Consider the following 25,444-nt stretch of genomic DNA (forward strand, 5'->3'; position numbering starts at 1 on the left):
TGCTTGATTGATGCCCCCCACCCAACCCTCCTAAGGTGACTCCCACGACAGCGAACCCGTGGAGTGGTCATGACAACAACAATATCCCCCGACTCGCGATGGACGCGGCGGCGCAGCGAAAAGCAGCGGCGTCTGGCGTTGGTCAAGGGCCTGGCTGACGGTGTGGTGCTGCCCACCGACAACATCGTGGCAGCGCTGGAGGCGTTAATCCTGCCCGGCGACCGCGTGGTACTGGAGGGCAACAACCAGAAGCAGGCGGATTTCCTTTCGCGCTCCCTGGCCAAGGCCGATCCTGCCAGGCTCCACGACCTGCACATGATCATGCCCAGCGTCGGGCGCTCCGAGCATCTGGACCTGTTCGAACGCGGCATCGCCCGCAAGCTCGATTTCTCTTTCGCCGGCACCCAAAGCCTGCGCATCAGCCAATTGCTGGAAGACGGCCTGCTGGAAATCGGTGCGATCCACACCTACATCGAGCTCTACGCACGATTGGTGGTCGACCTGATTCCCAACGTCGTGCTCTCGGCCGGTTTCATGGCCGACCGCGCCGGCAACATCTACACCGGCCCCAGCACCGAAGACACGCCCGCATTGATCGAACCAGCGGCCTTCAGCGACGGCATCGTCATCGTTCAGGTGAACCAGCTTGTCGATGACGTTACTGACCTGCCGCGTGTCGACATCCCGGCGTCCTGGGTCGATTTCGTGGTGGTGGCCGACAAGCCGTTCTACATCGAGCCGCTGTTCACCCGCGACCCACGGCACATCAAGCCTGTGCACGTGCTGATGGCGATGATGGCGATCCGCGGGATCTACGAAAAACATAACGTGCAGTCGCTGAACCACGGCATCGGTTTCAACACTGCCGCCATCGAATTGATCCTGCCGACCTACGGCGAATCCCTCGGCCTCAAAGGCAAGATCTGCCGAAACTGGACGCTCAACCCGCACCCGACCTTGATCCCGGCGATCGAAAGCGGCTGGGTCGAAAGCGTGCATTGCTTCGGCACCGAACTGGGCATGGAAAACTACATTGCTGCGCGGCCGGACGTGTTCTTCACCGGGCGCGACGGCTCGCTGCGTTCCAACCGGATGTTCAGCCAACTGGCGGGGCAATACGCGGTGGACCTGTTCATCGGCGCGACCCTGCAAGTCGATGGCGACGGCCATTCTTCCACCGTGACTCGCGGGCGCCTGGCCGGTTTCGGCGGGGCACCGAACATGGGGCACGACCCGCGTGGGCGGCGTCACGGCACGCCGGCCTGGCTCGACATGCGCCACGGCGATGCGCCGGAACCCTTGCTCGAACGCGGCAAAAAACTCGTGGTGCAAATGGTCGAGACCTTCCAGGAGGGCGGCAAACCGACCTTCGTCGAAACCCTCGACGCGATTGAAGTGGCGAAGAAAAGCGGCATGCCGCTGGCGCCGATCATGATCTACGGCGACGACGTCACCCACCTGCTGACCGAAGAAGGCATCGCCTATTTGTACAAGGCGCGTTCGCTGGAAGAGCGTCAGGCGATGATCGCCGCCGTCGCTGGGGTGACTGCCATCGGCCTGCGTCACAACCCGAAAGACACCGCCCGGATGCGTCGCGAAGGCTTGATCGCCTTGCCTGAAGACCTCGGCATCCGTCGCACCGACGCCACCCGCGAATTGCTCGCCGCCAAAAGCGTGGCCGATCTGGTCGAGTGGTCCGGTGGCCTCTACAACCCGCCCGCCAAGTTCAGGAGCTGGTAATGCACGCATTCAACCTGCAACCCAAACCTCTGTCGCTGGCCGAACGGCTGGCGGACCTGGCAGTGGACGCGCTGATCGACGAAGCGGACCTGTCACCGAAACCGGCGCTGGTGGATCGTCGCGGCAACGGCGCACACACCGATTTGCACCTCGGGCTGATGCACGCTTCGGCGTTGTCGCTTTGGCCAGCATTCAAGGAAATGGCGGAATCGGCCATCGCGTTTGGCGAAGTCGGTGTACCGCTGCGCGAAGCGATTGGGCGGATTGGCCGGGAAGGAGAGCAAACCATGCTCGCCACCACTAACGGTGTGAATACACATCGGGGCGCGATCTGGGCGTTGGGCCTGCTGGTCACTGCCGCCGCGCTGGACTGCTCGAATATCCACGCAAGCACGGTGACGCTGCGCGCCGCCCGACTGGCGATACTCGGCGACCGTTTCGCCCCGCGTCCTCTGAGCCACGGCGCGCAAGTCGCCCAACGCTACGGCGCGCGTGGTGCCCGTGAAGAAGCGCAACTCGGTTTCCCTTCGGTGATTCAACGCGCACTGCCGCAACTCAAACGCAGCCGCGCCGCCGGCCATGGCGAACAGAACGCCCGGCTCGATGCGCTGCTGGCGATCATGACTCAACTGAGTGACACCTGCGTGCTCTACCGCGCCGGCGAACAAGGCCTGCACACCATGCAACTCGGCGCCCAGGCAGTGCTCGACGCGGGTGGCAGCGCCAGCCTTGCCGGTCGCCGGCGCTTGCATGAGCTGGACGAACAATTAATCGCGTTGAATGCCTCGCCCGGCGGCGCTGCGGACTTGCTCGCAGCCTGCCTGTTTATCGACCGCATTGCGTCGGCTGACGGCATCAACCAGGGAGCGTTTTGATGGAAACCTTATCCTTTGAATTCCCCGCCGGGCAGCCGCCACGCGGTCGTACGCTGGTGGGTTGTGTCGGCTCGGGCGATCTGGAAGTGCTGATCGAACCGGGTCAGACCGGCAAGCTGACCATCAAGGTGCAGACCTCGGTCAATGGCGCCGAACAACGCTGGCAGCATCTGTTCGCACGGATGTTCGACGGCCAGACACCACCGGCAATGGCCATCGATATCCACGATTTCGGCGCGACCCCCGGTGTGGTGCGCTTGCGTCTGGAACAAGGCTTTGAGGAGATCGGCCATGACTGACAGTGCAGCGCTCCCCCAGCCATACCTACAAAGACGCAGCTTCATCGAACTCGGCGCGCGGCAACGGGCGAAAGCCTTGCTCGATGCCGGTACCTTCCGCGAATTGCTCGACCCGTTTCAACGCGTCATGTCGCCCTGGCTGTCGCGCCAGGGCGTGGTGCCGCAAGCTGATGACGGCGTGGTGATTGCCAAGGGCAGCCTCGGCGGTTTGCCGGTGGTGATCGCCGCCATCGAAGGCGCTTTCCAGGGCGGCAGCCTCGGTGAAGTCGGCGGGGCGAAGATTGCCGGTGCGCTGGAACTCGCCGCTGAAGACAACCGCAACGGCATTCCAACCCGCGCCGTGTTGCTGCTGGAAACCGGCGGCGTGCGCTTGCAGGAAGCCAACCTCGGGTTGGCGGCGATTGCCGACATTCATGCGGCGATTGTCGATCTGCGCCAGTACCAACCGGTGATCGGCGTGGTGGCGGGCAGCGTCGGCTGCTTTGGCGGGATGTCGATTGCCGCCGGGTTGTGCAGCTATTTGTTGGTGACTCAGGAAGCGCGTCTTGGCCTGAACGGCCCGCAGGTGATCGAACAGGAAGCCGGGCTTGAGGAATACGACTCCCGCGACCGTCCGTTCATCTGGAGCCTGACCGGTGGCGAGCAACGCTTTGCCAGCGGTCTGGTGGATCGCTTTGTTGCTGACGACGTGGCGCAGGTCCGGCAACAGGTCAGTGACTTGCTGCAACAGGGCTTGCCGGAACAACAACGCAGTCGTCAGGCCGATCTGTTCCTGCAACGACTGGCCCGCCTGGACGCCGAGCCGCAAATCGATGCGGCAACGGTTCGCGATCTGTATCAAGGAGAGCGCTCATGAGTTCGTATTCCCTGAGAGGTTTGAACTGGTTCAACGCCTTGAGTGCAGGCGCGAAACCGGTGGAGGGTTTGCCTGCATCACTGAAAGCCGCTGATGGTGTGGTGGGTGAACAACCGGTCCGGTTTGTCGCGGTGGTGGCAGATCCCGACAACCGCTTCGTCCGCGCTCGCAACGGTGAAGTGGGTTTGCTGGAAGGTTGGGGCTTGGCCAAGGCTGTGGATGAAATCATCGTGGCTGACGCTGATAAATCGCATAAGCGCGCCGTGATCGCGATCATCGATGTGCCGAGTCAGGCTTACGGTCGGCGCGAAGAAGCGCTGGGCATTCATCAGGCCTTGGCGGGCGCGGCGGACAGTTATGCCCGCGCCCGGTTGGCTGGCCACGCCGTGATTGGTTTGCTGGTAGGCAAGGCGATGTCCGGAGCGTTTTTGGCTCATGGCTACCAGGCTAACCGGCTGATCGCCCTGCGTGATCCGGGCGTGATGGTGCATGCGATGGGCAAGGCGTCAGCGGCGCGGGTGACCTTGCGCAGTGTCGAAGAACTGGAAGCACTGGCCGCCAGCGTGCCGCCGATGGCGTATGACATCGACAGTTACGCCAGTCTCGGTTTGCTGTGGGAAACCTTGTCGGTGGACCAGATTGAGCAGCCAACATCAGCGGATCTGGCGCGGGTGACGGAATGCCTGAATCTGGCGATTGGCGATGTTGCCGCAAGCGGTCGCGATTTGAGCAGCCGCTTGGGCGCGAGCAACCGCGCCGCGTCGAGCACGGTTCGCCAACTGCTGAGAGCGCAGTGGTGAACACGTTTCTGGCTCACGACCTGCTGTGGGGGATGACCCCGGAGCAGTTGCCTGCGCAGGCGCCTGCGTGGGTGATCGAGTCGATCAGCGCGGGTCAGCCGGTGGTGGTTCGGCGTGCGTTGAGTACGCCGGGTTTCATCGCGGTCGGGGTTCGTGGACGGTTGCGTGAGCAGCGGTATGCGACGGTGATGGCGGTCGATGCGGTTCAGCGTCGGGTCACACCGGAAGCGCTGTGTCATGTCTCGATCGATCGGGATTTGCCCGCCGTGCAGGCCCTCAACCAATTGCGGCCGTTGCTCGATGGCTGCGGTTGGGTGTGGGGCGTCAGCGGCAGTGCCGGATTTGAATTGGCCAGTGGCGTTGTTGCCTTGCATGAGGGCAGCGATCTGGATCTGATCCTGCGTACGCCGCAGGTTCTGGAACGGTTGAAGGCGCAGGAACTGCTGAAAATTCTGGACCGCGCCAAGTGCCAGGTGGACATGCAATTGCAGACGCCATTTGGTGCCGTCGCCCTGCGTGAATGGGCCGGTCCTGCGCGTCGGGTGTTGCTGAAAAACGCCAGTGAAGCCTATCTTGTGATTGATCCGTGGAACCCGCAGGAGCAAGCAGCGTGAGCAGTTTGCTGGTGTTCCCCGGTCAGGGCGCGCAGCAGCCGGGCATGCTCCATCGTTTGCCTCGCGAGACGGTGATCGAGGCGAGCGAAGTGCTTGGCGAAGACGCATTGCAGCTGGATTGCGCTGAAGCATTGAAATCGACACGGGCGGTTCAGCTGTGCCTGTTGATTGCCGGTGTCGCGGCTTCGCGTCAGTTATCCATGACGCCGGATTACGTGGCGGGCTTGTCCATTGGTGCTTATCCGGCCGCCGTGGTTTCGGGTGCCTTGAGCTTCAGCGATGCGCTGCATCTGGTCAGCCTGCGCGGTGAATTGATGCAGCAGGCTTATCCACAGGGCTACGGCATGACCGCGATCATCGGTCTCGATTTATCCACGGTGGAAGGCTTGCTGGCGCAGGTTCACAGCGTCGACACGCCGGTTTACCTGGCCAACATCAACGCCGATAACCAGGTGGTGATTGCCGGCAGCGACGGTGCGATGAAGGCCGTCGCCGAGTTGGCGAAAGGGCGCGGCGCAGGCCTGGCCAAGCGACTTGCCGTCAGCGTGCCGTCGCACTGCCCGCTGCTGGATGCGCCGGCGAAAATACTGGCCGAAGCTTTCACCCGCGTGCAGTTGAAAAGCCCGTCGGTGGGTTACCTGAGCGGCAGTCGCGCCCGGCCAATCATCAACATCGAAGCCCTGCGCGAAGACCTGGCTTACAACATGTGCCGCATCGTCGATTGGCGCGGCACGGTACAAAGCGCCTACGAGCGCGGCGTACGGCTACAGATCGAACTGCCGCCCGGTGCGGTGCTGACCGGGCTGGCGCGCCGGGTGTTCGAGCAGGGCACCGTGATTGCCTTCGACGGGGCGCGGCTCGACACCTTGCAGGCGCTGTTGCGTGAGGAGGGAAGCCACCAACTCTAGACCTCCGACTCAGGCCTTCGAACAACAAAAACAACATTCGACGATGCACTTTGAGGACTACAACAATGATTATTTACGGTGTGGCGCTGTTGGCGATCTGTACGCTGGCAGGGGTGATTCTGGGCGATGCGCTGGGCGTATTGCTGGGCGTCAAATCCAATGTGGGCGGGGTCGGGATCGCGATGATCCTGCTGATCTGCGCGCGGTTGTGGATGCAAAAGCGCGGCGGCATGACCAAGGATTGCGAGATGGGCGTCGGCTTCTGGGGCGCCATGTACATTCCGGTGGTGGTGGCGATGGCGGCGCAACAGAACGTCGTGACCGCGTTGCACGGCGGCCCGGTGGCGGTGCTCGCGGCCATCGGTTCGGTGGTGCTCTGCGGTTGCACCATTGCCCTGATCAGCCGGACCCATAAAGGCGAACCGTTGCCTGATGAACCTGCGGAACTCACGCCCGTTGGCACGCCAGTAGGAGGCCGCTGATATGTTGGAAGTCATCGAGAAAGGCTTGGCAACTAACGGTCTGGTCACGGCGTTCGCGTTCGTTGGCGTGATCATGTGGGTGTCGGTGGTGTTGTCGAAACGCCTGACGTTCGGGCGGATTCATGGCTCGGCGATTGCCATTGTCATCGGCCTGGTCCTGGCGTGGGTCGGCGGCACCATGACCGGCGGGCAAAAAGGTCTGGCGGACCTGACACTGTTCTCGGGTATCGGTTTGATGGGCGGGGCGATGCTGCGCGACTTTGCCATCGTCGCCACGGCGTTCGAAGTGCAGGCCACCGAAGCGAAAAAGGCCGGGATGATCGGCGTGATTGCGCTGTTGCTGGGCACGGTGTTGCCGTTCATTGTCGGGGCGAGCATTGCCTGGGTGTTTGGTTATCGCGATGCAATAAGCATGACCACCATCGGTGCGGGCGCGGTGACGTACATCGTCGGGCCGGTGACTGGCGCGGCGATTGGTGCGAGTTCCGATGTGGTCGCATTGTCGATTGCCACCGGGTTGATCAAGGCGATTCTGGTGATGGTCGGCACGCCGATGGCAGCGCGCTGGATGGGGTTGGATAACCCGCGCTCGGCGATGGTGTTTGGCGGGTTGGCCGGTACGGTCAGCGGTGTGACCGCTGGGTTGGCGGCGACGGATCGGCGGTTGGTGCCTTATGGGGCTCTGACGGCGACGTTCCACACCGGGCTTGGGTGCTTGCTTGGGCCATCGCTGCTGTATTTCATTGTTCGCGGGATTGTTGGTTAGTCCGGGAGTTGTAGCGATTGTTATGACGCCATCGCGAGCAGGCTCGCTCCCACAGGGGATTGCATTCCAAATGTGGGAGCGAGCCTGCTCGCGATGGCCGCGCCTCGGTCTTAAGCCTGGCGATTGGCATACATCCGACACTCCGCCAGCAGCGCCAGCAAATTCGGATCGCGCTCCTTGGCCTTCAAAAACACCACGCCGATGTGCTGCTGCAACCGATACTTTTCCTGCAACGGAATCAGTTTCACCCGGTTCTCATACACCGCTGCAATCCTTCCTGGCAGCAACGCATAACCCACCCCCGAACTGACCATGCTCAGCAGGGTGAAGATGTCGTTGACCTGCATCGCCACCTTCGGCTCGAACCCCGCCTGCTTGAACACCCGATTGCCATCCTGGTGCGTGGCGAAGCCTTGGGTCAGGGTAATGAACGTCTCGTCGCGCACTTCGGCCAGGTCGACTTCCGTGCGTTGGGCAAACTTCGAATCCGCCGGGGTGGCCAGGAAAATGTCATCGGAAAACAGCGGGATCTGCTCGCAATCCGGGTCGTTCACGCTCTCGTCCAAAGACACCAGGATCGCGTCGACTTCCATGTTCTTGAGCTTGTACAACAGGTCGAAATTCGAGCCGAGGATCAGGTCGATGTTGAGTTCGCTGCGGCGGATTTTCAGGCCCATGATCAGTTGCGGAACGGTCTTCACTGTCAGCGAATACAACGAACCCAGCTTGAAGCGCTCAGCCGAGAAGCCTGCGGCTTCGCGGGTCAGGCGCACGGTTTCGACCACGTCCTGAATCAGCTTCTGTGCCCGTTCTTCCAGTACGTAGGCGCTTTCCAGCGGCGTCAGGTTACGGCCTTCGTGCTTGAACAGCGGGCAGCGCAGGGCACTTTCCAGGGAGTGGATCGCCCGGTGCACACTGACGTTGCTGGTCTGCAACTCGGCAGCGGCGCGAGCCAGATTGCCGGTACGCATGAAGGCGAGGAACACCTCGAGTTTTTTCAGGGTCAACTCTTCATCGATCAGCATGGGCGTGACTCTTATTCGAATGGCTCGATTGTGCCTAATTCTCTGGCCTCACGCAGACCTTTGTAGGAGCCAGCTTGCTGGCGATGGCGGCCTTGAAATTATCGTAACGCTTGAGGGCCAATCGCCGGCAAGCCGGCTCCTACAGGGTGTGAGGGTGTACTGAAGAGTTGCGCTTTTACGCTTGAGGCCTGAGCCTTGCGCAACGCTGCATTGGATTGTGAGGTGAGCAACACATGTACCACGGGGAAAGATTGAACGCCTGGACGCATCTGGTCGGGGCGGTGGCGGCGACGGTCGGGGTGGTGTGGATGCTGGTGATCGCCGGCATGGACGGCAGCCCTTGGAAAATCGTCAGCGTGGCGATTTACGGTTTCACCTTGATGGTGCTCTACAGCGCATCGACCGTTTACCACAGCGTGCGCGGGCGCAAGAAAGCGATCATGCAGAAGGTCGATCACTTTTCGATCTACCTGTTGATCGCCGGCAGCTACACACCGTTTTGCCTGGTGACCCTGCGCGGGCCGTGGGGCTGGACGTTGTTCGGGATTGTCTGGGGGCTGGCGTTGATCGGCATCCTTCAGGAGATCAAGCCGCGTTCGGAAGCGCGGATCCTGTCGATCGTGATTTACGCGGTGATGGGCTGGATCGTGCTGGTGGCGGTCAAGCCGCTATTGGCGGCGCTGGGCACAGCCGGGTTTGCCTGGCTGGCCTCGGGCGGGATTTTGTACACCGTGGGGATTATCTTTTTTGCACTGGATCATCGGTTGCGGCATGCGCACGGGATCTGGCATTTGTTCGTGATCGCGGGGAGTTTGCTGCACTTTGTGGCGATTATGTTTTACGTCCTTTAAACCGCGTCGCGGCCAATCGCTAGCAGGCTAGCTCCCACAGAAATCTCCAGTGAACATGAAACTGGTGAACACCCAAAATTCAATGTGGGAGCTAGCCTGCTAGCGATGGCGGCCTAGAAATCACCCCAAAGTTGCTGGGCAACCGCCAGTGCAACCACTGGAGCAGTCTCGGTGCGCAACACCCGCGGGCCGAGGCGGGCGGCCTGGAAGCCGCTGGCCTTGGCCTGATCGACTTCGGCATCGGACAAACCTCCCTCCGGACCGATCAGGAATGCCAGACTTGAAGGTTTGGCATGACTCACCAACGGCTCAGCCACCGGATGCAGCACCAGCTTCAACTCCGCCTCGGTCTGCTTCAGCCAGTCCGCCAACAACACCGGCGGGTGAATCACCGGCACCCGTGAACGCCCGCATTGCTCGCACGCGCTGATTGCCACCTGGCGCCAGTGCATCAGGCGCTTGTCGGCGCGCTCGTCCTTCAGCCGGACTTCACAGCGGTCGCTGAAGATCGGGGTGATTTCGGTCACGCCCAGTTCGGTGGCCTTCTGAATCGCCCAGTCCATCCGCTCGCCACGGGACAGGCCCTGGCCGAGATGGATCTGCAGCGGCGATTCGATTGGCCCGGCGAAGCTTTCGTCGATCTGCACCACGACGCGCTTCTTGCCGACCTCGACCAGCGTCGCGCGAAACTCATGACCCGAACCGTCGAACAGTTGCAACGCATCACCCTCGGCCATGCGCAGCACGCGGCTGATGTAATGGGCCTGGGCCTCGGGCAACTCGTGCTCGCCAGTGCTCAGGGGGGCGTCGATAAAGAAGCGGGACAGTCTCATGCGGGTTCTCTGAAAAAGGTGTTGGTCGTCTTTGTGGGAGCGAGCCTGCTCGCGATAGCATCACCGAGGATGATCAGAAAGACCTCGGCGTCTGCATCGCGAGCAGGCTCGCTCCCACATTGATCGCTGTGTGTGATCAATCAACCCGGATCGCGGAAACCGGGGTGGAAATCCTGCGGCACCGACACGCTCACACTGTTGCGTGTCGCAATGTCGATCCCTTCACTGGCCACTTGCGCCAGAAAGTCGATCTGCTCCGGGGTAATTACGTACGGCGGCAGGAAATACACCACGCTGCCCAGCGGTCGAAGTAAAGCACCGCGCTCCAGCGCGTGCTGGAACACCTTCAAGCCACGACGTTCCTGCCACGGATAAGCTTCCTTGGTCGCCTTGTCCTTGACCATCTCGATGGCCAGCACCATGCCGGTCTGACGCACTTCCGAGACGTTCGGATGATCGGCCAGGTGCGCGGTGGAGGAGGCCATGCGCCGGGCCAGCGCCTTGTTGTTTTCGATCACGTTGTCTTCTTCGAAGATATCCAGCGTCGCCAAGGCTGCCGCGCACGCCAGCGGATTGCCGGTGTAACTGTGCGAATGCAGGAACGCACGCAAGGTCGGGTAGTCGTCGTAGAACGCGCTGTAGACATCTTCCGTCGTCACGCACGCCGCCAGCGGCAGGTAACCGCCGGTCAGGGCCTTGGACAGGCAGAGGAAATCCGGGCGGATGCCGGCCTGTTCGCAGGCGAACATGGTTCCGGTGCGACCGAAGCCGACGGCGATTTCGTCGTGGATCAGGTGCACGCCATAACGGTCGCAGGCTTCGCGCAGCAGTTTCAGGTAAACCGGGTGATACATGCGCATGCCGCCGGCGCCCTGGATCAGCGGCTCGACGATCACCGCCGCGACGGTGTCATGGTTTTCGGCCAGGGTCTGTTCCATCGCGGCGAACATGTTCCGCGAGTGCTCTTCCCAGCTCATGCCTTCAGGGCGCAGGTAGCAATCGGGGCTCGGCACCTTGATGGTGTCCAGCAGCAACGCCTTGTAGGTTTCGGTGAACAGCGGCACATCGCCCACCGACATCGCCGCCATGGTTTCGCCGTGGTAACTGTTGGTCAGGGTGACGAAGCGCTTCTTGTTCAGCTGGCCGCGGTTGAGCCAGTAGTGAAAGCTCATTTTCAGCGCGACTTCGATGCAGGACGAACCGTTATCGGCGTAGAAGCATCGGGTCAGGCCTTCCGGCGTCATCTTCACCAGACGCTCGGACAACTCGATCACCGGCTGATGGCTGAAACCGGCGAGGATCACGTGTTCCAGCTGATCGACCTGATCCTTGATGCGCTGGTTGATACGCGGGTTGGCGTGGCCGAACACGTTGACCCACCAGGAGCTGACGGCGTCGAGGTAGCGTTTGCCTTCGAAGTCTTCCAGCCACACGCCTTCACCGCGCTTGATCGGGATCAGCGGCAGCTGTTCGTGGTCTTTCATCTGGGTGCAGGGATGCCACAACACGGCGAGATCGCGTTGCATCCACTGATTATTCAGGCCCATTTCCAGTCTCCTCGAGGCGGTCCGCGACAGGCGCGGACATACAATCGCGCAAGCCTATGCAATGCGTGGCATCGGGACAACCCATTGTGTCGAATGAGCTACTTTGTATAGGGCGATAGACGTCGCTGGCGGCCCTTTGATGGCTAACGTATTCTTCGCGGTTCTTTGAGTCGTCTGACTCGCAAAACCGCTTTTTTCTACGTGTATTTCCGGAGTTCGCTGAATGTCTGCTGGTTGGCTGCGCGCCTGTGCGCTGGTGATGTTGGGGCTGTTCAGCGTGTCTGCGCTGGCCAAGGATAAAACGGCGATCGTGATCGGCGGCGGGCTCTCGGGCCTGACGGCGGCGTACGAACTGCAGAACAAAGGCTGGCAGGTCACCCTGCTGGAAGCCAAGCCGACCCTGGGCGGTCGTTCCGGCATGGCCACCAGCGAATGGATCGGCAACGACAAGACTCAGCCGGTTTTGAACAAGTACGTATCGACCTTCAAGCTGAGCACCACGCCGGCCCCTGAATTCGTGCGCACGCCGAGCTACCTGATCGACGGCGTGTATTACACCGCCGCTGACCTGGCCACCAAAGAGCCGGCCACCGCTGACGCGCTCAAGCGTTACGAGAAGACCCTGGACGACCTGGCACGCTCGATCGAAGACCCGCTGAACCCTGCAGCGACCAGCGCGCTGCATGCCCTGGATCAGATCAACGTCTCCAACTGGCTCGACCGTTTGACGTTGCCAGCCACGGCTCGTCAATTGATCAATCAGCAAATCCGTACCCGTTATGACGAACCTTCGCGCCTGTCGTTGCTGTACTACGCACAACAGAGCCGGGTTTACCGTGGCGTGTCCGACCGTGACCTGCGCGCTTCACGCCTGCTGGGCGGTAGCCCAGTGCTGGCACAAGCCTTCGTCAAACAGCTGAAAACCATCAAGACCAGTTCCCCGGTCTCGTCCATCACCCAGGACAAGGACGGCGTGACCGTCAAGGTCGGCAGCGTCGGCTATCAGGCTGACTACGTCGTGGTCGCGGTGCCGTTGCGCGCCCTCAACAAAATCGTGATGACCCCGGCACTGGATGCCCAGCACATGGGCGCGATCAAAGGCACCAACTACGGTTGGCGCGACCAGATCATGCTGAAGTTCAAGACGCCGGTCTGGGAAAGCAAGGCGCGCATGTCCGGCGAGATCTACAGCAACACCGGCCTGGGCATGTTGTGGGTCGAGCCGGCGCTGAAGGGTGGCGCCAACGTGGTGATCAACCTGTCCGGCGACAACGCACGAGTGATGCAGGCCTTCGGCGACAAGCAGATGGCCGATCAGGTGCTGATTCGCTTGCACACGTTTTATCCACAGGCGCGCGGTTCGTTCACCGGTTATGAAATCCGTCGCTACAGCACCGACCCGTCGATGGGCGGCGCTTACCTGGCCTTCGGTCCGGGCCAGATCAGCAAGTTCTGGCGCCTGTGGGAACGTCCGCTGCAACGCGTAGCGTTTGCTGGCGAACACACCGACACCTTGTACCCGGGCACTCTGGAAGGCGCGTTGCGCACCGGTCAGCGTGCAGCCGGTCAGGTTGAAGACCTGGCGGCCGGCAAGTCGTTTGAACCGGCGAAGGTTGTCCCGGCAGCGACTGCTGCAGCAGCCGGCGCAGTGGCGGCGAAGAAAGGCAACTTCTTCAGCAACCTGTTCGGTGGTTCTTCGGACGACGACAAGAAGCCGGAACCCGTGAAAGCGCCAGAGCCCGTCACACCGCCAGCCCCGGCACCGGCTCCAGTAGCAGCCCCGGCCCCTGCGCCAGTGGAAGCGCCGAAACCTGCCGCCCCGGTGAAAGCCGAGCCGGCCAAGAAGGCTGCGGCCAAGGCGCCGGCGAAAAAGCCTGCTGCCGAAACCAAAAAAGCTCCGGTCAAACCGGCGGCAAAGAAAGCTGAAGCGGCGAAGAAACCAGCAGCCAAACCTGCTGCGACCCCGGTAGCTGATACCAAAGCGCAGTAAGCGTCTGGATTAAAGAAACGCGGCGTAAATGCCGCGTTTTTTTATGCCCGAAGAAAAGAATTGAATAAATCTCATGGCATTGGTGTTCTTGATCTGGGCGTCATTTTTTTTCACACATTGGTCGTTAATCTTTCCTTAACTCACCGATTTCAGACTCTTGATCGTATTTCTCGATATTTCAAAGCGAAATTTTCCGCTTTAATTCGATAGATAACTCGATAGTCTTGGTCGCAATTCTCACAGGATTTGGGCATGCAGCTACGTAACTCTTCTTCCCGCTACGGTTGGGTCAGCATCTTCATGCACTGGGGCGTGGCGCTGGCGGTCTTCGGTCTGTTTGCACTGGGCCTGTGGATGGTCGATCTCGACTACTACAGCACCTGGCGCAAAGATGCGCCGGAGCTGCACAAGAGCATTGGCCTGGTGTTGCTGGCCGTGATGGTGCTTCGGGTGCTGTGGCGCTTTATCAGCCCACCACCGCCAACGCTGGAAAGCTATGGCCGGCTGACGCGCATGGGCGCGAAGTTTGGCCATTCGTTCCTGTACCTGGGTCTGTTTGCTGTGATGATTGCCGGTTACCTGATTTCCACCGCAGATGGTGTCGGGATTCCGGTGTTTGGCCTGTTCGAAGTTCCTGCACTGGTTTCCGGACTACCGGACCAGGCAGACACCGCCGGTGAGATTCATCTGTATCTGGCATGGGTGCTGGTAATTTTTTCCGGTCTCCATGCGTTGGCAGCATTGAAGCACCACTTTATCGATCGTGATGCGACCCTTACTCGAATGCTGGGTCGCAAAGCCTGAAGTTCAACCTCGACTCCAAAGGAATAGAAAGCATGTTGAAAAAGACCCTCGCCGCTTTGGCAATCGGTTCCGCTCTGCTGTCCGCCGGTAACGTAATGGCCGCTGATTATGTCGTCGACAAGGAAGGCCAGCACGCCTTCGTTGACTTCAAGATCAGCCACCTGGGCTACAGCTTCATCACCGGTACCTTCAAGGATATCGATGGCAAGTTCAGCTTCGACGCTGCCAAGCCTGAAGACGCCAAGATCGAGTTCAATGTGAACACCGCCAGCGTCTTCACCAACAACGCCGAACGTGACAAGCACATCGCCAGCGGTGATTTCCTGAACGCGAGCAAATTCGCTAAAGCCACCTTCGTTTCCACCAGCGTCAAATCCACCGGCAAAAACGCCGCTGGCAAAGACACTGCGGACGTGGCGGGTGATCTGACCATCGCTGGTGTGACCAAGCCAGTCGTGGTCAAGGCGACCTTCCTGGGTGAAGGCAAGGATCCATGGGGCGGCTACCGTGCCGGCTTCGAAGGCACCACCAACCTCAAGCGTTCCGATTTCGGCAAGCAGAAAGACCTGGGCCCAGCGTCCGACGCGGTTGAACTGTACGTGACGTTTGAAGGTGTCAAAGCGAAGTAATTTTCGCGCCTGACACAAAAACGCCCCCGATCTCGCGATCGGGGGCGTTTTTTATTGCCTGCCAAAAGAATGGGTACTGCACATCCCTTGTGGGAGCGAGCCTGCTCGCGATGAGGCCATCACCTTCGATAGATATGTTGGCTGACAGTCCGCCATCGCGAGCAGGCTCGCTCCCACAGGGGGTTTGCGTCATGCATAAAAAAATGCCCCGGATCGTGAGATCAGGGGCATTTTTCATGGCTGCGTCAAATCAGCGGTTGCGAGTCAGCAACGCTGGTTTTTCACCGCGCGGACGGCCTGGCAATTGATCAAGCTGTTCAGGTGTCGGGAAACGATCGGTTTTCGACTCCTTGTGAATGATCTTCGGAGCCGGGCCACGCGGGTTTTGCACGGCTGGTTCCGAGCGAGACTGCTCGTCACGTGCCGGGCGACGGTTGCGGCCTTCTTCGCGACGGGCCTGACCGTCACGTGGTGCACCGTTGCGTGGACCGCTGCGCTTGGCTGGCGGCGTGCCAGTGGAGGCGCCGTCGCTGCTGCGTGGACCGCTTTGGCGACCCTGAGGCTTGCCGCCGGTGCGTGGAGCACCTGCGCCAGCGGCCGTGCCTTGTGCCGGAGCACCCGGACGGCGGCCACGGCCCTGGGCCGGTTTGGCTTGAGGCACGTAGTCGACGCGGTTACCGAAGTTATCGATATCGTCGTCCAGGAACTCGTCCGGAGCGCGATCAGCGGCAGCGCGTGGCGCCGGGCGCTGTTGCTCGCGGGCAGGCGTGCCTTCGCGTGGCTTCTGCTCACGTGCCGGGCGCTCGCCACGGCCGCTGGCCGCCGGTTTTTCCTTGCCGCCCTTGTCCTTGCCCTTGTCTTTACGACCGCCGCCACCGCCGCTGCCGTTCGGACCGTCGCCGCGCGGGCCACGTGGGTTGCGCGGGTTACGCACGTCCGGACGCTCGCGCACTTCCGGTTTCTCGGCTTCCACGGCGCTGGAATCGAAGCCCATCAGGTCGCCGTCGGCGATTTTCTGCTTGGTCATGCGTTCGATGCTTTTCAGCAGTTTTTCTTCGTCCGGAGCCACCAGCGAGATCGCCTCGCCCGAACGACCGGCACGGCCAGTACGGCCGATACGGTGCACGTAATCTTCGTCGACGTTCGGCAGTTCGAAGTTGACCACGTGTGGCAACTGGTCGATGTCGAGGCCGCGCGCGGCGATGTCAGTAGCGACCAGGATGCGCACTTCGCCGGCCTTGAAGTCGGCCAGGGCTTTGGTGCGCGCGTTCTGGCTCTTGTTACCGTGGATGGCAACGGCGCTGAGGCCATGTTTATCCAGGTATTCGGCCAGGCGGTTGGCGCCGTGCTTGGTGCGGGTGAACACCAGCACCTGTTCCCAGGCGCCCGCGGTAATCAGGTGCGCCAGCAGCGAACGCTTGTGGTTGGCTGGCAGGCGGAAAACCCGTTGCTCGATACGCTCGACCGTGGTGTTCGGCGGCGTCACTTCGATGCGTTCCGGGTTGTGCAGCAGCTTGCCGGCGAGGTCGGTGATGTCCTTGGAGAACGTCGCCGAGAACAGCAGGTTCTGACGCTTGGCCGGGAGGCGGGCCAGGACCTTCTTCACGTCATGGACAAAGCCCATGTCGAGCATACGGTCGGCTTCGTCCAGCACGAGGATTTCCACGTGTGACAAATCGACGCTGCCTTGGCCGGCAAGGTCGAGCAGGCGGCCAGGGCAGGCCACCAGCACGTCAACGCCACGGGACATGGCCTGAACCTGTGGGTTCATGCCGACACCGCCGAAGATGCAGGCGCTGACGAACTTCAGGTCACGGGCATAGACCTTGAAGCTCTCGTGTACCTGAGCCGCGAGTTCGCGGGTAGGGGTCAGGACCAGTACGCGCGGTTGGCGCGGGCCGTGACGCTGGGATTTGTCCGGGTGACCGTTAGGGAACAACCGCTCCAGGATCGGAAGGGCGAAGCCACCGGTTTTGCCAGTACCTGTCTGAGCCGCAACCATCAGGTCGCGACCTTGCAACACGGCGGGAATGGCCCGCTGTTGCACCGGAGTAGGCTCGGTATAGCCCGCTGCCTCGATGGCGCGGACTAAAGCCTCGGAGAGACCGAGGGAAGCAAAGGACATGAGTAATCCTGTTTTAGTTAGGGCTTGGCCCAATGGGAGTCTTGCCTGGCGCGAATGGCGTTTAAGAGGACGCAATCCCGTCCGGTCCTGCTGGGCCTCGAAGGCTCGTCTGGAGCGCTCGCGCGGGCTGAAAAGCTGCGCTGTAGCGGGGTCGAGATGCCTTGAACAAGTCCGAGCGTCCGGGCGTGAGCCTGGCGGGAAGGCCGGAGTATAACAGAGCAATCACTGCGCGCCGCTTTCCTGCTGCTCAACGGTTTTTTCGCGGGCAGCGGTGGTCCCGGCAGTTTTCGTGCTGGTAGCCGGACCGGCGCCATAACGGGCGCTGAGTTCGGCGTACGCGGGTTCACGCTTGAATCGTTTGAGCTCGGCGCCGAAACGCTGCACCAGCAAATCCATGCCCGCGTTGCGGCGCACTGCCAGGAACTGGCTCTGCTGGCTGATGACGGTCGGGTTTTCGCTGATCTGGTCGCGGATATTCAATTCGTCGAGCAAATGCTGGCCCACCCGGCGGTCGGTGATCAGCAGGTCGATCCTGCCGCGCACCAGTTTGCCGAAGTTGGCTTCATGGGTGGGCGCCGGTTCGCGCGTGAACAGCGTCGATTCACGGAAGTCCGGGCTGTACAGATAACCCGGCGAGGTGCCTATCGTCAGGCCTTTCAGATCGTCGAGGGTGCTAAACGGATGCGGGCGTTCGTTGGCATAGAACAGCACGAACTGGACTTCCGAGAGCGGTTCGCTGGGGTAGAGCAGGGTCGCCTCGCGCTCGTCGCTGTGAAAAATGTCCAGCGCGCCATCGGCCTGGCCGGTTTCAAGCATCGACAGGCAGCGTTTCCACGGCAGGAACTGCCACTCGACTTCGATCCCCAGGCGCTTGAAGACGATGGCCGTGGTTTCGTAGTCCAGGCCCAGTGATTTGCCATTTTCCTCGTAGACATAAGGCGCCCACGGTTCAGTGACAATGCGTAGCTTCTCGCCCCGAGCGGCGAAGCTCAGGCAAGTGAAAACCAGCACGGCAATTAACTGTGGGATCAAAGGCATGGGCTTGAGATTACGACGAGAAACGGGAAAGAGCCAGAAACCGACTGCAGATGCTCTATCTCCGTGTGTTGCATCACAATAAAAGTACGTAGAAAGCAAAAAATCGCAGCCTTCGACCGCTCCTACAGGGATTAAACATGCCCGAATGTAGGAGTGGCCGAAGGCTGCGATCTTTTGATCTTGCTTTAAACGTTTATCAGCGCGGCAACTTCAGGTTGTTCCACACCGCCAGACTCGCTTCAGCCTGGTTCAGTGTGTAGAAGTGCAGCCCTGGCGCACCACCTTGCAGCAGGCGTTCGCACATTTCGGTGATGACTTGTTCACCAAAGCCTTGAATGCTCTGGGTGTCGTCGCCGTAGGCTTCCAGTTGCTTGCGGATCCAGCGCGGGATTTCCGCACCGCAGGCATCGGAGAAACGCGCCAGCTTGCTGTAGTTGGTGATCGGCATGATGCCCGGCACGATCGGGATGTTCACGCCCATCGCCCGTACACGCTCGACGAAGTAGAAATAGCTGTCGGCGTTGAAGAAGTACTGGGTGATCGCGCTGTCGGCGCCAGCGTTGGCTTTGCGCACGAAATTGGTCAGATCGTCTTCGAAATTGCGCGCTTGCGGATGCATCTCCGGGTAGGCGGCGACTTCGATGTGGAAATGATCACCGGTCTCTTCACGAATGAATTGGACCAGGTCGTTGGCGTGTCGCATTTCGCCGCTGGCCATGCCCATGCCCGAAGGCAGGTCACCGCGCAGGGCAACGATGCGCTTGATGCCGGCAGCCTTGTATTGCGCCAGCAGGCCGCGCAAGTCGTCCTTGCTGTCGCCTACGCAGGACAGATGCGGTGCGGCAGGGACTTTGACTTCGCTTTCGAGCTGCAACACGGTGTTGAGGGTTCGATCACGGGTCGAACCGCCAGCGCCATAGGTGCAGGAGAAGAAATCGGGGTTGTACGTGGCCAGCTGACGAGCAGTGGCGAGCAGCTTTTCATGCCCAGCGTCGGTCTTCGTAGGGAAGAACTCGAAGCTGTAGCGACGGTCTTGGGACATGGTCATATCCTTGGAAACGCGTAAGCCTTGCAGTCGCCACGTTTACTGTAGGAGCGAAGCTTGCTCGCGAAAGCAACAACACGGTGCTTCAGAAACAACGCGGTGATGCTTTCGCGAGCAAGCTTCGCTCCTACAGGGGAGCGTGGTTTCTGCTTAAGTCCGCTCCCATGGGGAGCGGACAGCAGGTCGAATCAGTAGCGGTAAGCGTGCGGCTTGAACGGACCTTCGACAGTCACGCCGATGTAGTCGGCCTGGGTCTTGGTCAGTTGAGTCACGACGCCGCCGAAACCGCGGACCATTTCAAGGGCCACTTCTTCGTCGAGTTTCTTCGGCAGTACTTCAACAGTCAGGCGCTCGGCTTTCTGGGCTGGCGACAGGTCGGCGTACTTCTGGCCGAACAGGAAGATTTGCGCCAGAACCTGGTTGGCGAACGAACCGTCCATGATGCGGCTTGGGTGACCGGTGGCGTTACCCAGGTTAACCAGACGGCCTTCGGCCAGCAGGATCAGGTAGTCGTCGTTCTGGGCATCGAATGCGCCAGGGCCGGTACGGTGGATTTTGTGAACCTGTGGCTTCACTTCTTCCCATGCCCAGTTCTTGCGCATGAAAGCGGTGTCGATTTCGTTGTCGAAGTGGCCGATGTTGCAGACAACAGCGCGCTTCTTCAGGGCTTTGAGCATGTTCGCATCGCAAACATTGACGTTACCGGTGGTGGTCACGATCAGGTCGATCTTGCCCAGCAGCGCTTTGTCGATGCTTGCTTCGGTACCGGTGTTGATACCGTCGATGAACGGCGAAACCAGTTCGAAACCGTCCATGCAGGCTTGCATGGCGCAGATCGGGTCGACTTCGGAGACTTTAACGATCATGCCTTCCTGACGCAGGGACTGAGCGGAGCCCTTGCCCACGTCGCCGTAACCGATGACCAGCGCTTGCTTGCCGGACAGCAGGTGGTCGGTGCCGCGCTTGATCGCGTCGTTCAGGCTGTGACGGCAGCCGTACTTGTTGTCGTTCTTGCTCTTGGTCACCGAGTCGTTGACGTTGATGGCCGGGATTTTCAGCTCGCCCTTGGCCAGCATGTCCAGCAGGCGGTGAACGCCAGTGGTGGTTTCTTCGGTCACGCCGTGAACGCGATCCAGAACCTGTGGGTACTTGTCGTGCAGCAGCTGGGTCAGGTCGCCGCCGTCGTCGAGGATCATGTTGGCATCCCATGGCGCGCCATCTTTCAGGATGGTTTGCTCCAGGCACCACTCGTACTCTTCTTCAGTCTCGCCTTTCCAGGCGAAAACCGGGATGCCAGCAGCGGCGATAGCAGCAGCGGCCTGATCCTGAGTCGAGAAAATGTTGCAGGACGACCAGCGAACTTCGGCACCCAGGGCAACCAGGGTTTCGATCAGCACGGCAGTCTGAATGGTCATGTGGATGCAGCCGAGAATCTTGGCGCCTTTGAGCGGCTGCTCACCGACGTACTTGCGGCGCAGACCCATCAGGGCTGGCATTTCGGATTCAGCGATGATGGTTTCGCGACGGCCCCAGGCAGCCAGGGACATGTCGGCGACTTTGTAATCGTTAAAATCTGCAGGCGTGATAACAGCGCTCATGAAGAGCCTCCATTCGTAATGTATGCGAATGGGCGCCGTTGTGCGTTTAGTGTCTGGCCGTGGCCAGTCAACGCCCCATCCGAGCCTGACAGGTTGAACCTGCTGCAGCGCCCCTCGGACAGGTGGCGGGAAAACGGTATCAATGGAACGTTACCGTTTTGAAACGGGGGCGATTATAGCGGGCTATGCTGATCTTCCAAAGCGTTTCTGTCGGTCAATGTCCGAACGGTAATCGTGACCATAGACGATGCTTAATAGAGCTCTAGTCCGGGCTCTGCCATGATGGCACCCATCATTCGGCAAGACGCTCAGGAGTGAATATGAATTTCCACACCCGCAAATGGGTAAAACCCGAAGACCTCAACCCCAACGGCACGCTGTTCGGCGGCAGTCTGTTGCGCTGGATCGACGAAGAAGCGGCGATCTACGCCATCGTCCAGTTGGGCAATCAGCGCGTGGTGACCAAGTACATTTCCGAAATCAACTTCGTCAGCGCCTCGCGCCAGGGCGACATCATCGAACTGGGCATCACCGCCACCGAGTTCGGCCGCACCTCGATCACCCTGACCTGCGAAGTGCGCAACAAGATCACCCGCAAAAGCATCCTGACGGTGGAGAAGATGGTCTTCGTCAACCTCGGCGAAGACGGCCTGCCCGCCCCACACGGCCGAACCGAGATCAAATACGTCAAAGACCAGTTCAAGGACGAGTAATGCGAGTTCCGTAGGAGCCGGCTTGCTGGCGATAGCGTAATCAGCGACAGCGCAGAAGCCGAGTCGACCCCATCGTCGGAACGCCGCCCGCAGCAAGCCGGCTCCTACAGAATGCGGTTTCATTTGTGGGGCCACTGAACAAGCGCCGAACCCCGCGTGTCGTACCTACATGACACGCCACCGGTTCCGGAGCTCTATGGACGCGCAAAAAGACGGCAAGACCCCGAACCTCTCGGCTGAAGAACGGCATGACGTCGAAAAAAGCCAGCCGCCACGTGCGGCTGTATTGCACGAAATCATCCGCACCCAGGGCGATCAGGAACTCGAACGCAGCGTCGCCGCGCTATGGTGGTCGGCGCTCGCCGCCGGCCTGACCATGGGCCTGTCGCTGATGGCCATGGGGTTGCTCAACTCGCGCCTGCCGGACGACGAACACTTCAAGGTGATTGCCAGTTTCGGTTACTGCGCCGGGTTCCTTGCGGTCATCCTCGCCCGCCAGCAATTGTTCACCGAGAACACCCTGACGGCGGTGCTGCCGGTCATGACCAAACCCACCCTGAACAATTTCGGCCGGTTGTTGCGGCTGTGGTCGGTGGTGCTGGTGGGCAACCTTTGCGGCACCTTGCTGGTCGCGTATGTGATGTTGCACCTGCCGATTTTCGACACCAGGACCGACCTGGCCTTCCTCGATATCGGGCGCAAAGTCATGGAGAACGACGCGAGCAAGATGTTCGCCAAAGGCATTGTGTCGGGCTGGATGATCGCGACCATGGTCTGGATGATCCCGTCCATGGAGAGCGCCAAGATGTGGATCATCATCCTCATCACCTACCTCATGGCGCTGGGGGATTTCACCCACATCGTCGTCGGTTCGGCCGAGGTGTCGTATCTGGTGTTTGCCGGCGAGTTGCCGTGGAAGGATTTCTGGCTGGTGTTCGCAGGTCCCACGCTGGCGGGGAACATCATCGGTGGCAGCTTTATCTTTGCGCTGTTGAGCCATGCGCAGATTCGCAGCGAAAGCGGGCCGCCGAAGCAATCTGCGGATCGGCAACCCGACCCGCAGCAGGTCAAAAAATAATCAGTGATGCCCGGCCTGTGCCGTTGGCGCAGGCTCATCCCGGGTCACGTGCTTGACCAGTTTGCCGATGCTCAAGCCCTGCAACAGGATCGACGACAACACCACGATGTAGGTGATGCTCAGCAGCAAATCACGCTCCGGGCCCAATGGCAGCGCCAGGGCGAGCGCTACCGAAACACCACCGCGCAAACCACCCCAGGTCAGAATCCGGATCGTTCCGCGCGGCACTGTGCGCCAGCGTCGCAGCAGGAGGATGGCTGGTGCCACGGTCAACAGGCGCGAGAGCAGAATGGCCAGGGCCAGCAAACTTGCCGCCAGCACGTGCAGCCAGTTGAACGGCAGCAGCAACAGCTCCATGCCGATCAGGGCAAACAGCAGGGCGTTGAGCATGTCGTCGAGCAGCTCCCAGAAACCGTCCAGGTACTTTCGGGTCATGTCGTTCATCGCCAGATTGCGCCCCAGATTGCCGATGATCAGGCCGGCGACCACCATCGCAATCGGTGCGGAAACATGCAGCTCCGACGCCATGGCCGAGCCGCCGATCACCAGTGCCAGGGTCAACATGACTTCGATCTGATGCTGCTCGATGCTCTTGATCATCAGATACACCAGGTAGCCAATCAGCCCACCAAACAGCACGCCGCCAATTGCTTCGTGCGCGAACAGCAGGGCCGTGGCGCCTACGGTCGGGGTTTCACCGAGTTGCGCGATACCCAGCAGCACGGTGAACACCACTACCGCGGTGCCATCGTTGAACAGCGATTCACCAACAATCGTGGTTTTCAGCGGTTTGGACGCGTTGGCGGTCCGCAGCACGCCGAGCACCGCGATGGGGTCGGTCGGGGAAATCAGCGCGCCGAACAGCAGGCAGTACAGAAAGCTCACGTGCCAGCCGAACAGGGCAAAGATGTAATACGCGAGGCTGCCGATCACGGCGGTGGCGATCAATACACCAAATGTTGCGAGCAGGCCGATGGGCCAGCGATAGCTGCGCAGGTCATTGAGATTGACGTGCAGCGCGCCGGCGAACAGCAGAAAGGACAGCATCCAGTTCATCAGCAGATCACCGAAGTCGATCTGGCCGATCAGCTGTTGCACGCGCTCTTCGAGGCCGGGGTAACCGAGGAAACTCAGGCCCTGCAACAGCAGGGAAAACATCAGCGCGGTGACCATGACACCGATGGTCGGGGGCAGGCCGATGAAGCGGAAATTCACGTAGGTGAGGAGGGAGGTGAGGCAGATAAACGCAGCGACAAGTTCAAGCATCCGGGGTCCTTGGATGAGGGGAGAGATTAGTTTTCAGGTAGGTGCACCGAGTCGGCTTCTTCGCGGGCAAGCCTCGCTCCTACGGGATCTGCGCGATCCTGTAGGAGCGAGGCTTGCCCGCGAAGGCAATTATTCAGGCGGACACATTGACCGCAGCCGCACCGCGACGTTGCAGGTAAATGAAGAAAAGCGCTGTCAGCACCGTCAGGCCACTGACCAGCGCGCCGGTCCACGGCAAGTCCGCCAGGTCCGCGCCGCTGGCGACCACCAGCCCGCCAATCCACGCGCCCGCCGCATTACCGAGATTGAAAGCGCTCTGGTTCAACGTCGAGCCGAGGTTCGGTGCTTCATGCGCCTGATCAATGATCAGCAGTTGCAGAATCGGGCACAGGGCGAAGGCAAAGATCCCCCACAACACCAGCGTGATTGCCGCCGGAATCACCGAGTGACTGGTCTGCGTGAACGCGGCCAGCACGACCACCACCGCCAACGCCATACCCACCAGCGAAGGCAGCAAGCGACTGTCGGCCAGGCGGCCGCCGAGCATGCTGCCCGCCGTCAAACCGACGCCGAACAACAGCAGCATAATGGTCACGCCGTGCGGGCTGACCCCGGTGATGTCCTGCAGGATCGGTGCGATGTAGGTGAACACGCTGAACAGGCTGGTCGACGCCAGCACGCTCATGCCTAAGGCCAGCAGCACATTGACCTTGCCCAGCACCTTGAACTCGCTGGCGAGGTTGGCCTTGTCCATGGCGATGTCCTTCGGCAACCAGACCCATTGCGCAATCGCTGCGATCACACCGATCACCGACACCGCCCAGAACGTCGAGCGCCAACCGGCGTATTGGCCGAGCGCGGTGCCCAATGGCACGCCGAGCACATTGGCCAGCGTCAGGCCGGTGAACATCATGGCAATCGCCTGCGCCCGTTTGTTCGGCGCGACCAGACCGGCCGCGACCACCGAACCAATGCCGAAGAACGCCCCGTGGCACAACGCGGTAACCACTCGCGCGGCCATCAGCGTGGCGTAGTTTGGCGCCAACGCGCACAGCACGTTGCCGAGGATGAACATCAGTGTCATGCCCAGCAGGGTGGCTTTGCGCGGCATATTGGCGGTGCCGACCGCGAGGATCGGCGCGCCGAACACCACGCCCAGGGCGTAACCGGTGATCAACAGGCCGGCGTGGGGAATGCTGACGGCGAGGTCGCGAGCGACGTCGGGCAGCAAGCCCATGATGACGAATTCAGTGGTGCCGATGCCGAACGCGGCAACAGCGAGGGCAAGCAAGGCGAGTGGCATGCGCAAGGTCTCTGTCGGTAGTCTTGACGCTGTGATCAGGCATACGCAGGCCGACGACCGTTCTCGAAGAGAGCGGGTCATGGCAGAAATTATTGGAATTAGTCTGTGCGCAACTGAGTGCGGCGTGGTCGCTTGCAGTATAAACAGCTGCTGACATATGGCGAATCAATTATCTCCCCCCGTCCCTGTAGGAGCACGGCTTGCCGGCGAAAGCGGTCTGAAGTACGCCTTCGCCGGCAAGCCGTGCTCCTACAGGGTG

General features: G+C 60.9%; 24 protein-coding genes and 1 riboswitch. Of the genes, 15 read left to right on the top strand and 9 right to left on the bottom strand.

Translation table 11 applies throughout. From position 1 onward, the window contains the following. Window positions 1-69: 69 nt before the first annotated feature. The 9 genes from mdcA (at window position 70) to madM (ending at window position 7,340) form a co-directional block, all read left to right on the top strand. A complete protein-coding gene (mdcA, locus tag KGA97_RS04485) occupies window positions 70-1,740 on the top strand; it encodes a malonate decarboxylase subunit alpha (protein WP_008026213.1) in 1,671 nt (556 codons plus the stop codon). Continuing rightward, complete coding sequence (locus KGA97_RS04490) at window positions 1,740-2,615, top strand: triphosphoribosyl-dephospho-CoA synthase (protein ID WP_223480266.1); 876 nt, start codon at window positions 1,740-1,742, stop codon at window positions 2,613-2,615. The genes mdcA and KGA97_RS04490 overlap by 1 nt, the downstream gene beginning before the upstream one ends. Then, window positions 2,615-2,914: a malonate decarboxylase subunit delta gene (locus tag KGA97_RS04495; protein WP_154912939.1), complete on the top strand. Its 300-nt coding sequence runs from the start codon at window positions 2,615-2,617 to the stop codon at window positions 2,912-2,914. The genes KGA97_RS04490 and KGA97_RS04495 overlap by 1 nt, the downstream gene beginning before the upstream one ends. After that, the gene (locus KGA97_RS04500) at window positions 2,907-3,770 is read left to right on the top strand and encodes a biotin-independent malonate decarboxylase subunit beta (RefSeq protein ID WP_008045051.1); all 864 of its coding nucleotides are present in this window, start codon (window positions 2,907-2,909) and stop codon (window positions 3,768-3,770) included. The genes KGA97_RS04495 and KGA97_RS04500 overlap by 8 nt, the downstream gene beginning before the upstream one ends. Further along, the gene (gene mdcE / locus KGA97_RS04505) at window positions 3,767-4,570 is read left to right on the top strand and encodes a biotin-independent malonate decarboxylase subunit gamma (protein ID WP_223480267.1); all 804 of its coding nucleotides are present in this window, start codon (window positions 3,767-3,769) and stop codon (window positions 4,568-4,570) included. The genes KGA97_RS04500 and mdcE overlap by 4 nt, the downstream gene beginning before the upstream one ends. Continuing rightward, complete coding sequence (locus KGA97_RS04510; RefSeq protein ID WP_223480268.1) at window positions 4,564-5,184, top strand: malonate decarboxylase holo-ACP synthase; 621 nt, start codon at window positions 4,564-4,566, stop codon at window positions 5,182-5,184. Before mdcE ends, KGA97_RS04510 begins: the two co-directional genes overlap by 7 nt. Then, window positions 5,181-6,092 carry a malonate decarboxylase subunit epsilon gene (mdcH, locus tag KGA97_RS04515; RefSeq protein WP_192416725.1) on the top strand — a complete coding sequence of 304 codons (912 nt, stop codon included), beginning with the start codon at window positions 5,181-5,183 and terminating at the stop codon, window positions 6,090-6,092. Before KGA97_RS04510 ends, mdcH begins: the two co-directional genes overlap by 4 nt. Before the next feature lie 65 nt (window positions 6,093-6,157). Next, window positions 6,158-6,574, top strand: coding sequence for a malonate transporter subunit MadL (gene madL / locus KGA97_RS04520; protein ID WP_008026228.1), 417 nt, complete (start codon window positions 6,158-6,160; stop codon window positions 6,572-6,574). 1 nt (window position 6,575) lies between these two features. Further along, window positions 6,576-7,340 carry a malonate transporter subunit MadM gene (gene madM / locus KGA97_RS04525; protein ID WP_008026230.1) on the top strand — a complete coding sequence of 255 codons (765 nt, stop codon included), beginning with the start codon at window positions 6,576-6,578 and terminating at the stop codon, window positions 7,338-7,340. A gap of 110 nt (window positions 7,341-7,450) precedes the next feature. On the opposite strand, the gene KGA97_RS04530 is transcribed toward madM, so the two are convergent. Continuing rightward, a complete protein-coding gene (locus tag KGA97_RS04530; RefSeq protein ID WP_008033325.1) occupies window positions 7,451-8,365 on the bottom strand; it encodes a LysR substrate-binding domain-containing protein in 915 nt (304 codons plus the stop codon). A gap of 233 nt (window positions 8,366-8,598) precedes the next feature. On the opposite strand from KGA97_RS04530, the gene trhA reads away from it, so the two are divergent. Then, on the top strand, window positions 8,599-9,216 hold the full coding sequence (gene trhA, locus KGA97_RS04535) for a PAQR family membrane homeostasis protein TrhA (RefSeq protein WP_008033324.1): 618 nt from the start codon (window positions 8,599-8,601) through the stop codon (window positions 9,214-9,216). A 113-nt stretch (window positions 9,217-9,329) separates the two neighbouring features. On the opposite strand, the gene KGA97_RS04540 is transcribed toward trhA, so the two are convergent. Together KGA97_RS04540 and KGA97_RS04545 are read right to left on the bottom strand one after the other, a co-directional pair. Then, complete coding sequence (locus KGA97_RS04540; RefSeq protein WP_223480269.1) at window positions 9,330-10,049, bottom strand: 16S rRNA (uracil(1498)-N(3))-methyltransferase; 720 nt, start codon at window positions 10,047-10,049, stop codon at window positions 9,330-9,332. Window positions 10,050-10,189: 140 nt separating this feature from the next. Further along, the gene (locus KGA97_RS04545) at window positions 10,190-11,596 is read right to left on the bottom strand and encodes an adenosylmethionine--8-amino-7-oxononanoate transaminase (RefSeq protein ID WP_223480270.1); all 1,407 of its coding nucleotides are present in this window, start codon (window positions 11,594-11,596) and stop codon (window positions 10,190-10,192) included. Between the two features lie 223 nt (window positions 11,597-11,819). Between KGA97_RS04545 and KGA97_RS04550 the strand changes: the two genes are divergently transcribed. The 3 genes from KGA97_RS04550 to KGA97_RS04560 all read left to right on the top strand — a co-directional run bounded on the left by KGA97_RS04550 (window position 11,820) and on the right by KGA97_RS04560 (window position 15,019). Continuing rightward, window positions 11,820-13,586, top strand: coding sequence for a flavin monoamine oxidase family protein (locus KGA97_RS04550; RefSeq protein ID WP_008045037.1), 1,767 nt, complete (start codon window positions 11,820-11,822; stop codon window positions 13,584-13,586). Between the two features lie 252 nt (window positions 13,587-13,838). Further along, a complete protein-coding gene (locus KGA97_RS04555; protein WP_008033319.1) occupies window positions 13,839-14,390 on the top strand; it encodes a cytochrome b in 552 nt (183 codons plus the stop codon). Window positions 14,391-14,422: 32 nt separating this feature from the next. Then, a complete protein-coding gene (locus KGA97_RS04560) occupies window positions 14,423-15,019 on the top strand; it encodes a YceI family protein (protein ID WP_008033318.1) in 597 nt (198 codons plus the stop codon). A 250-nt stretch (window positions 15,020-15,269) separates the two neighbouring features. Here KGA97_RS04560 and KGA97_RS04565 read toward each other — a convergent pair whose 3' ends face one another. The 4 genes from KGA97_RS04565 to ahcY form a co-directional block, all read right to left on the bottom strand. Next, window positions 15,270-17,144 (bottom strand): DEAD/DEAH box helicase, encoded by a 1,875-nt coding sequence (locus KGA97_RS04565; protein ID WP_223434062.1) that lies wholly within the window; start codon window positions 17,142-17,144, stop codon window positions 15,270-15,272. 222 nt (window positions 17,145-17,366) lie between these two features. Then, window positions 17,367-18,182 (bottom strand): substrate-binding periplasmic protein, encoded by an 816-nt coding sequence (locus tag KGA97_RS04570; RefSeq protein ID WP_223480271.1) that lies wholly within the window; start codon window positions 18,180-18,182, stop codon window positions 17,367-17,369. Window positions 18,183-18,378: 196 nt separating this feature from the next. After that, window positions 18,379-19,224, bottom strand: coding sequence for a methylenetetrahydrofolate reductase [NAD(P)H] (gene metF / locus KGA97_RS04575; RefSeq protein ID WP_008045026.1), 846 nt, complete (start codon window positions 19,222-19,224; stop codon window positions 18,379-18,381). Window positions 19,225-19,415: 191 nt separating this feature from the next. Next, the gene (gene ahcY, locus KGA97_RS04580; RefSeq protein WP_008045025.1) at window positions 19,416-20,825 is read right to left on the bottom strand and encodes an adenosylhomocysteinase; all 1,410 of its coding nucleotides are present in this window, start codon (window positions 20,823-20,825) and stop codon (window positions 19,416-19,418) included. Window positions 20,826-20,848: 23 nt separating this feature from the next. Beyond that, window positions 20,849-20,947: riboswitch (S-adenosyl-L-homocysteine riboswitch) on the bottom strand. A 198-nt stretch (window positions 20,948-21,145) separates the two neighbouring features. Here ahcY and KGA97_RS04585 point away from each other — a divergent pair. Beyond that, complete coding sequence (locus KGA97_RS04585) at window positions 21,146-21,538, top strand: acyl-CoA thioesterase (RefSeq protein ID WP_008033312.1); 393 nt, start codon at window positions 21,146-21,148, stop codon at window positions 21,536-21,538. A gap of 196 nt (window positions 21,539-21,734) precedes the next feature. Next, window positions 21,735-22,616 carry a formate/nitrite transporter family protein gene (locus tag KGA97_RS04590; protein WP_223480272.1) on the top strand — a complete coding sequence of 294 codons (882 nt, stop codon included), beginning with the start codon at window positions 21,735-21,737 and terminating at the stop codon, window positions 22,614-22,616. Here the strand turns inward: KGA97_RS04590 and KGA97_RS04595 are convergent, their stop codons facing one another. Then, window positions 22,617-23,882, bottom strand: coding sequence for a cation:proton antiporter (locus KGA97_RS04595; protein ID WP_223480273.1), 1,266 nt, complete (start codon window positions 23,880-23,882; stop codon window positions 22,617-22,619). Between the two features lie 133 nt (window positions 23,883-24,015). Then, window positions 24,016-25,185: an MFS transporter gene (locus KGA97_RS04600; RefSeq protein ID WP_008033308.1), complete on the bottom strand. Its 1,170-nt coding sequence runs from the start codon at window positions 25,183-25,185 to the stop codon at window positions 24,016-24,018. Window positions 25,186-25,444: the final 259 nt, after the last annotated feature.

The sequence above is a fragment of the Pseudomonas sp. BF-B-15 genome, assembly GCF_019946675.1.
GTDB classification, from domain to species: Bacteria; Pseudomonadota; Gammaproteobacteria; order Pseudomonadales; family Pseudomonadaceae; genus Aquipseudomonas; species Aquipseudomonas migulae.

Excerpts from the sequence above, each read along its gene's own strand:
- KGA97_RS04600 (WP_008033308.1), bottom strand. The coding sequence starts at position 25,185 with ATGCCACTCGCCTTGCTTGCCCTCGCTGTTGCCGCGTTCGGCATCGGC.
- mdcE (WP_223480267.1), top strand. The coding sequence starts at position 3,767 with ATGAGTTCGTATTCCCTGAGAGGTTTGAACTGGTTCAACGCCTTGAGT.
- KGA97_RS04590 (WP_223480272.1), top strand. The coding sequence starts at position 21,735 with ATGGACGCGCAAAAAGACGGCAAGACCCCGAACCTCTCGGCTGAAGAA.
- trhA (WP_008033324.1), top strand. The coding sequence starts at position 8,599 with ATGTACCACGGGGAAAGATTGAACGCCTGGACGCATCTGGTCGGGGCG.
- KGA97_RS04550 (WP_008045037.1), top strand. The coding sequence starts at position 11,820 with ATGTCTGCTGGTTGGCTGCGCGCCTGTGCGCTGGTGATGTTGGGGCTG.
- metF (WP_008045026.1), bottom strand. The coding sequence starts at position 19,224 with ATGTCCCAAGACCGTCGCTACAGCTTCGAGTTCTTCCCTACGAAGACC.
- KGA97_RS04495 (WP_154912939.1), top strand. The coding sequence starts at position 2,615 with ATGGAAACCTTATCCTTTGAATTCCCCGCCGGGCAGCCGCCACGCGGT.
- KGA97_RS04545 (WP_223480270.1), bottom strand. The coding sequence starts at position 11,596 with ATGGGCCTGAATAATCAGTGGATGCAACGCGATCTCGCCGTGTTGTGG.
- madL (WP_008026228.1), top strand. The coding sequence starts at position 6,158 with ATGATTATTTACGGTGTGGCGCTGTTGGCGATCTGTACGCTGGCAGGG.
- KGA97_RS04500 (WP_008045051.1), top strand. The coding sequence starts at position 2,907 with ATGACTGACAGTGCAGCGCTCCCCCAGCCATACCTACAAAGACGCAGC.
- mdcA (WP_008026213.1), top strand. The coding sequence starts at position 70 with ATGACAACAACAATATCCCCCGACTCGCGATGGACGCGGCGGCGCAGC.
- KGA97_RS04595 (WP_223480273.1), bottom strand. The coding sequence starts at position 23,882 with ATGCTTGAACTTGTCGCTGCGTTTATCTGCCTCACCTCCCTCCTCACC.
- KGA97_RS04560 (WP_008033318.1), top strand. The coding sequence starts at position 14,423 with ATGTTGAAAAAGACCCTCGCCGCTTTGGCAATCGGTTCCGCTCTGCTG.
- ahcY (WP_008045025.1), bottom strand. The coding sequence starts at position 20,825 with ATGAGCGCTGTTATCACGCCTGCAGATTTTAACGATTACAAAGTCGCC.
- KGA97_RS04530 (WP_008033325.1), bottom strand. The coding sequence starts at position 8,365 with ATGCTGATCGATGAAGAGTTGACCCTGAAAAAACTCGAGGTGTTCCTC.
- KGA97_RS04565 (WP_223434062.1), bottom strand. The coding sequence starts at position 17,144 with ATGTCCTTTGCTTCCCTCGGTCTCTCCGAGGCTTTAGTCCGCGCCATC.
- KGA97_RS04490 (WP_223480266.1), top strand. The coding sequence starts at position 1,740 with ATGCACGCATTCAACCTGCAACCCAAACCTCTGTCGCTGGCCGAACGG.
- KGA97_RS04570 (WP_223480271.1), bottom strand. The coding sequence starts at position 18,182 with ATGCCTTTGATCCCACAGTTAATTGCCGTGCTGGTTTTCACTTGCCTG.
- KGA97_RS04585 (WP_008033312.1), top strand. The coding sequence starts at position 21,146 with ATGAATTTCCACACCCGCAAATGGGTAAAACCCGAAGACCTCAACCCC.
- KGA97_RS04555 (WP_008033319.1), top strand. The coding sequence starts at position 13,839 with ATGCAGCTACGTAACTCTTCTTCCCGCTACGGTTGGGTCAGCATCTTC.
- madM (WP_008026230.1), top strand. The coding sequence starts at position 6,576 with ATGTTGGAAGTCATCGAGAAAGGCTTGGCAACTAACGGTCTGGTCACG.
- KGA97_RS04540 (WP_223480269.1), bottom strand. The coding sequence starts at position 10,049 with ATGAGACTGTCCCGCTTCTTTATCGACGCCCCCCTGAGCACTGGCGAG.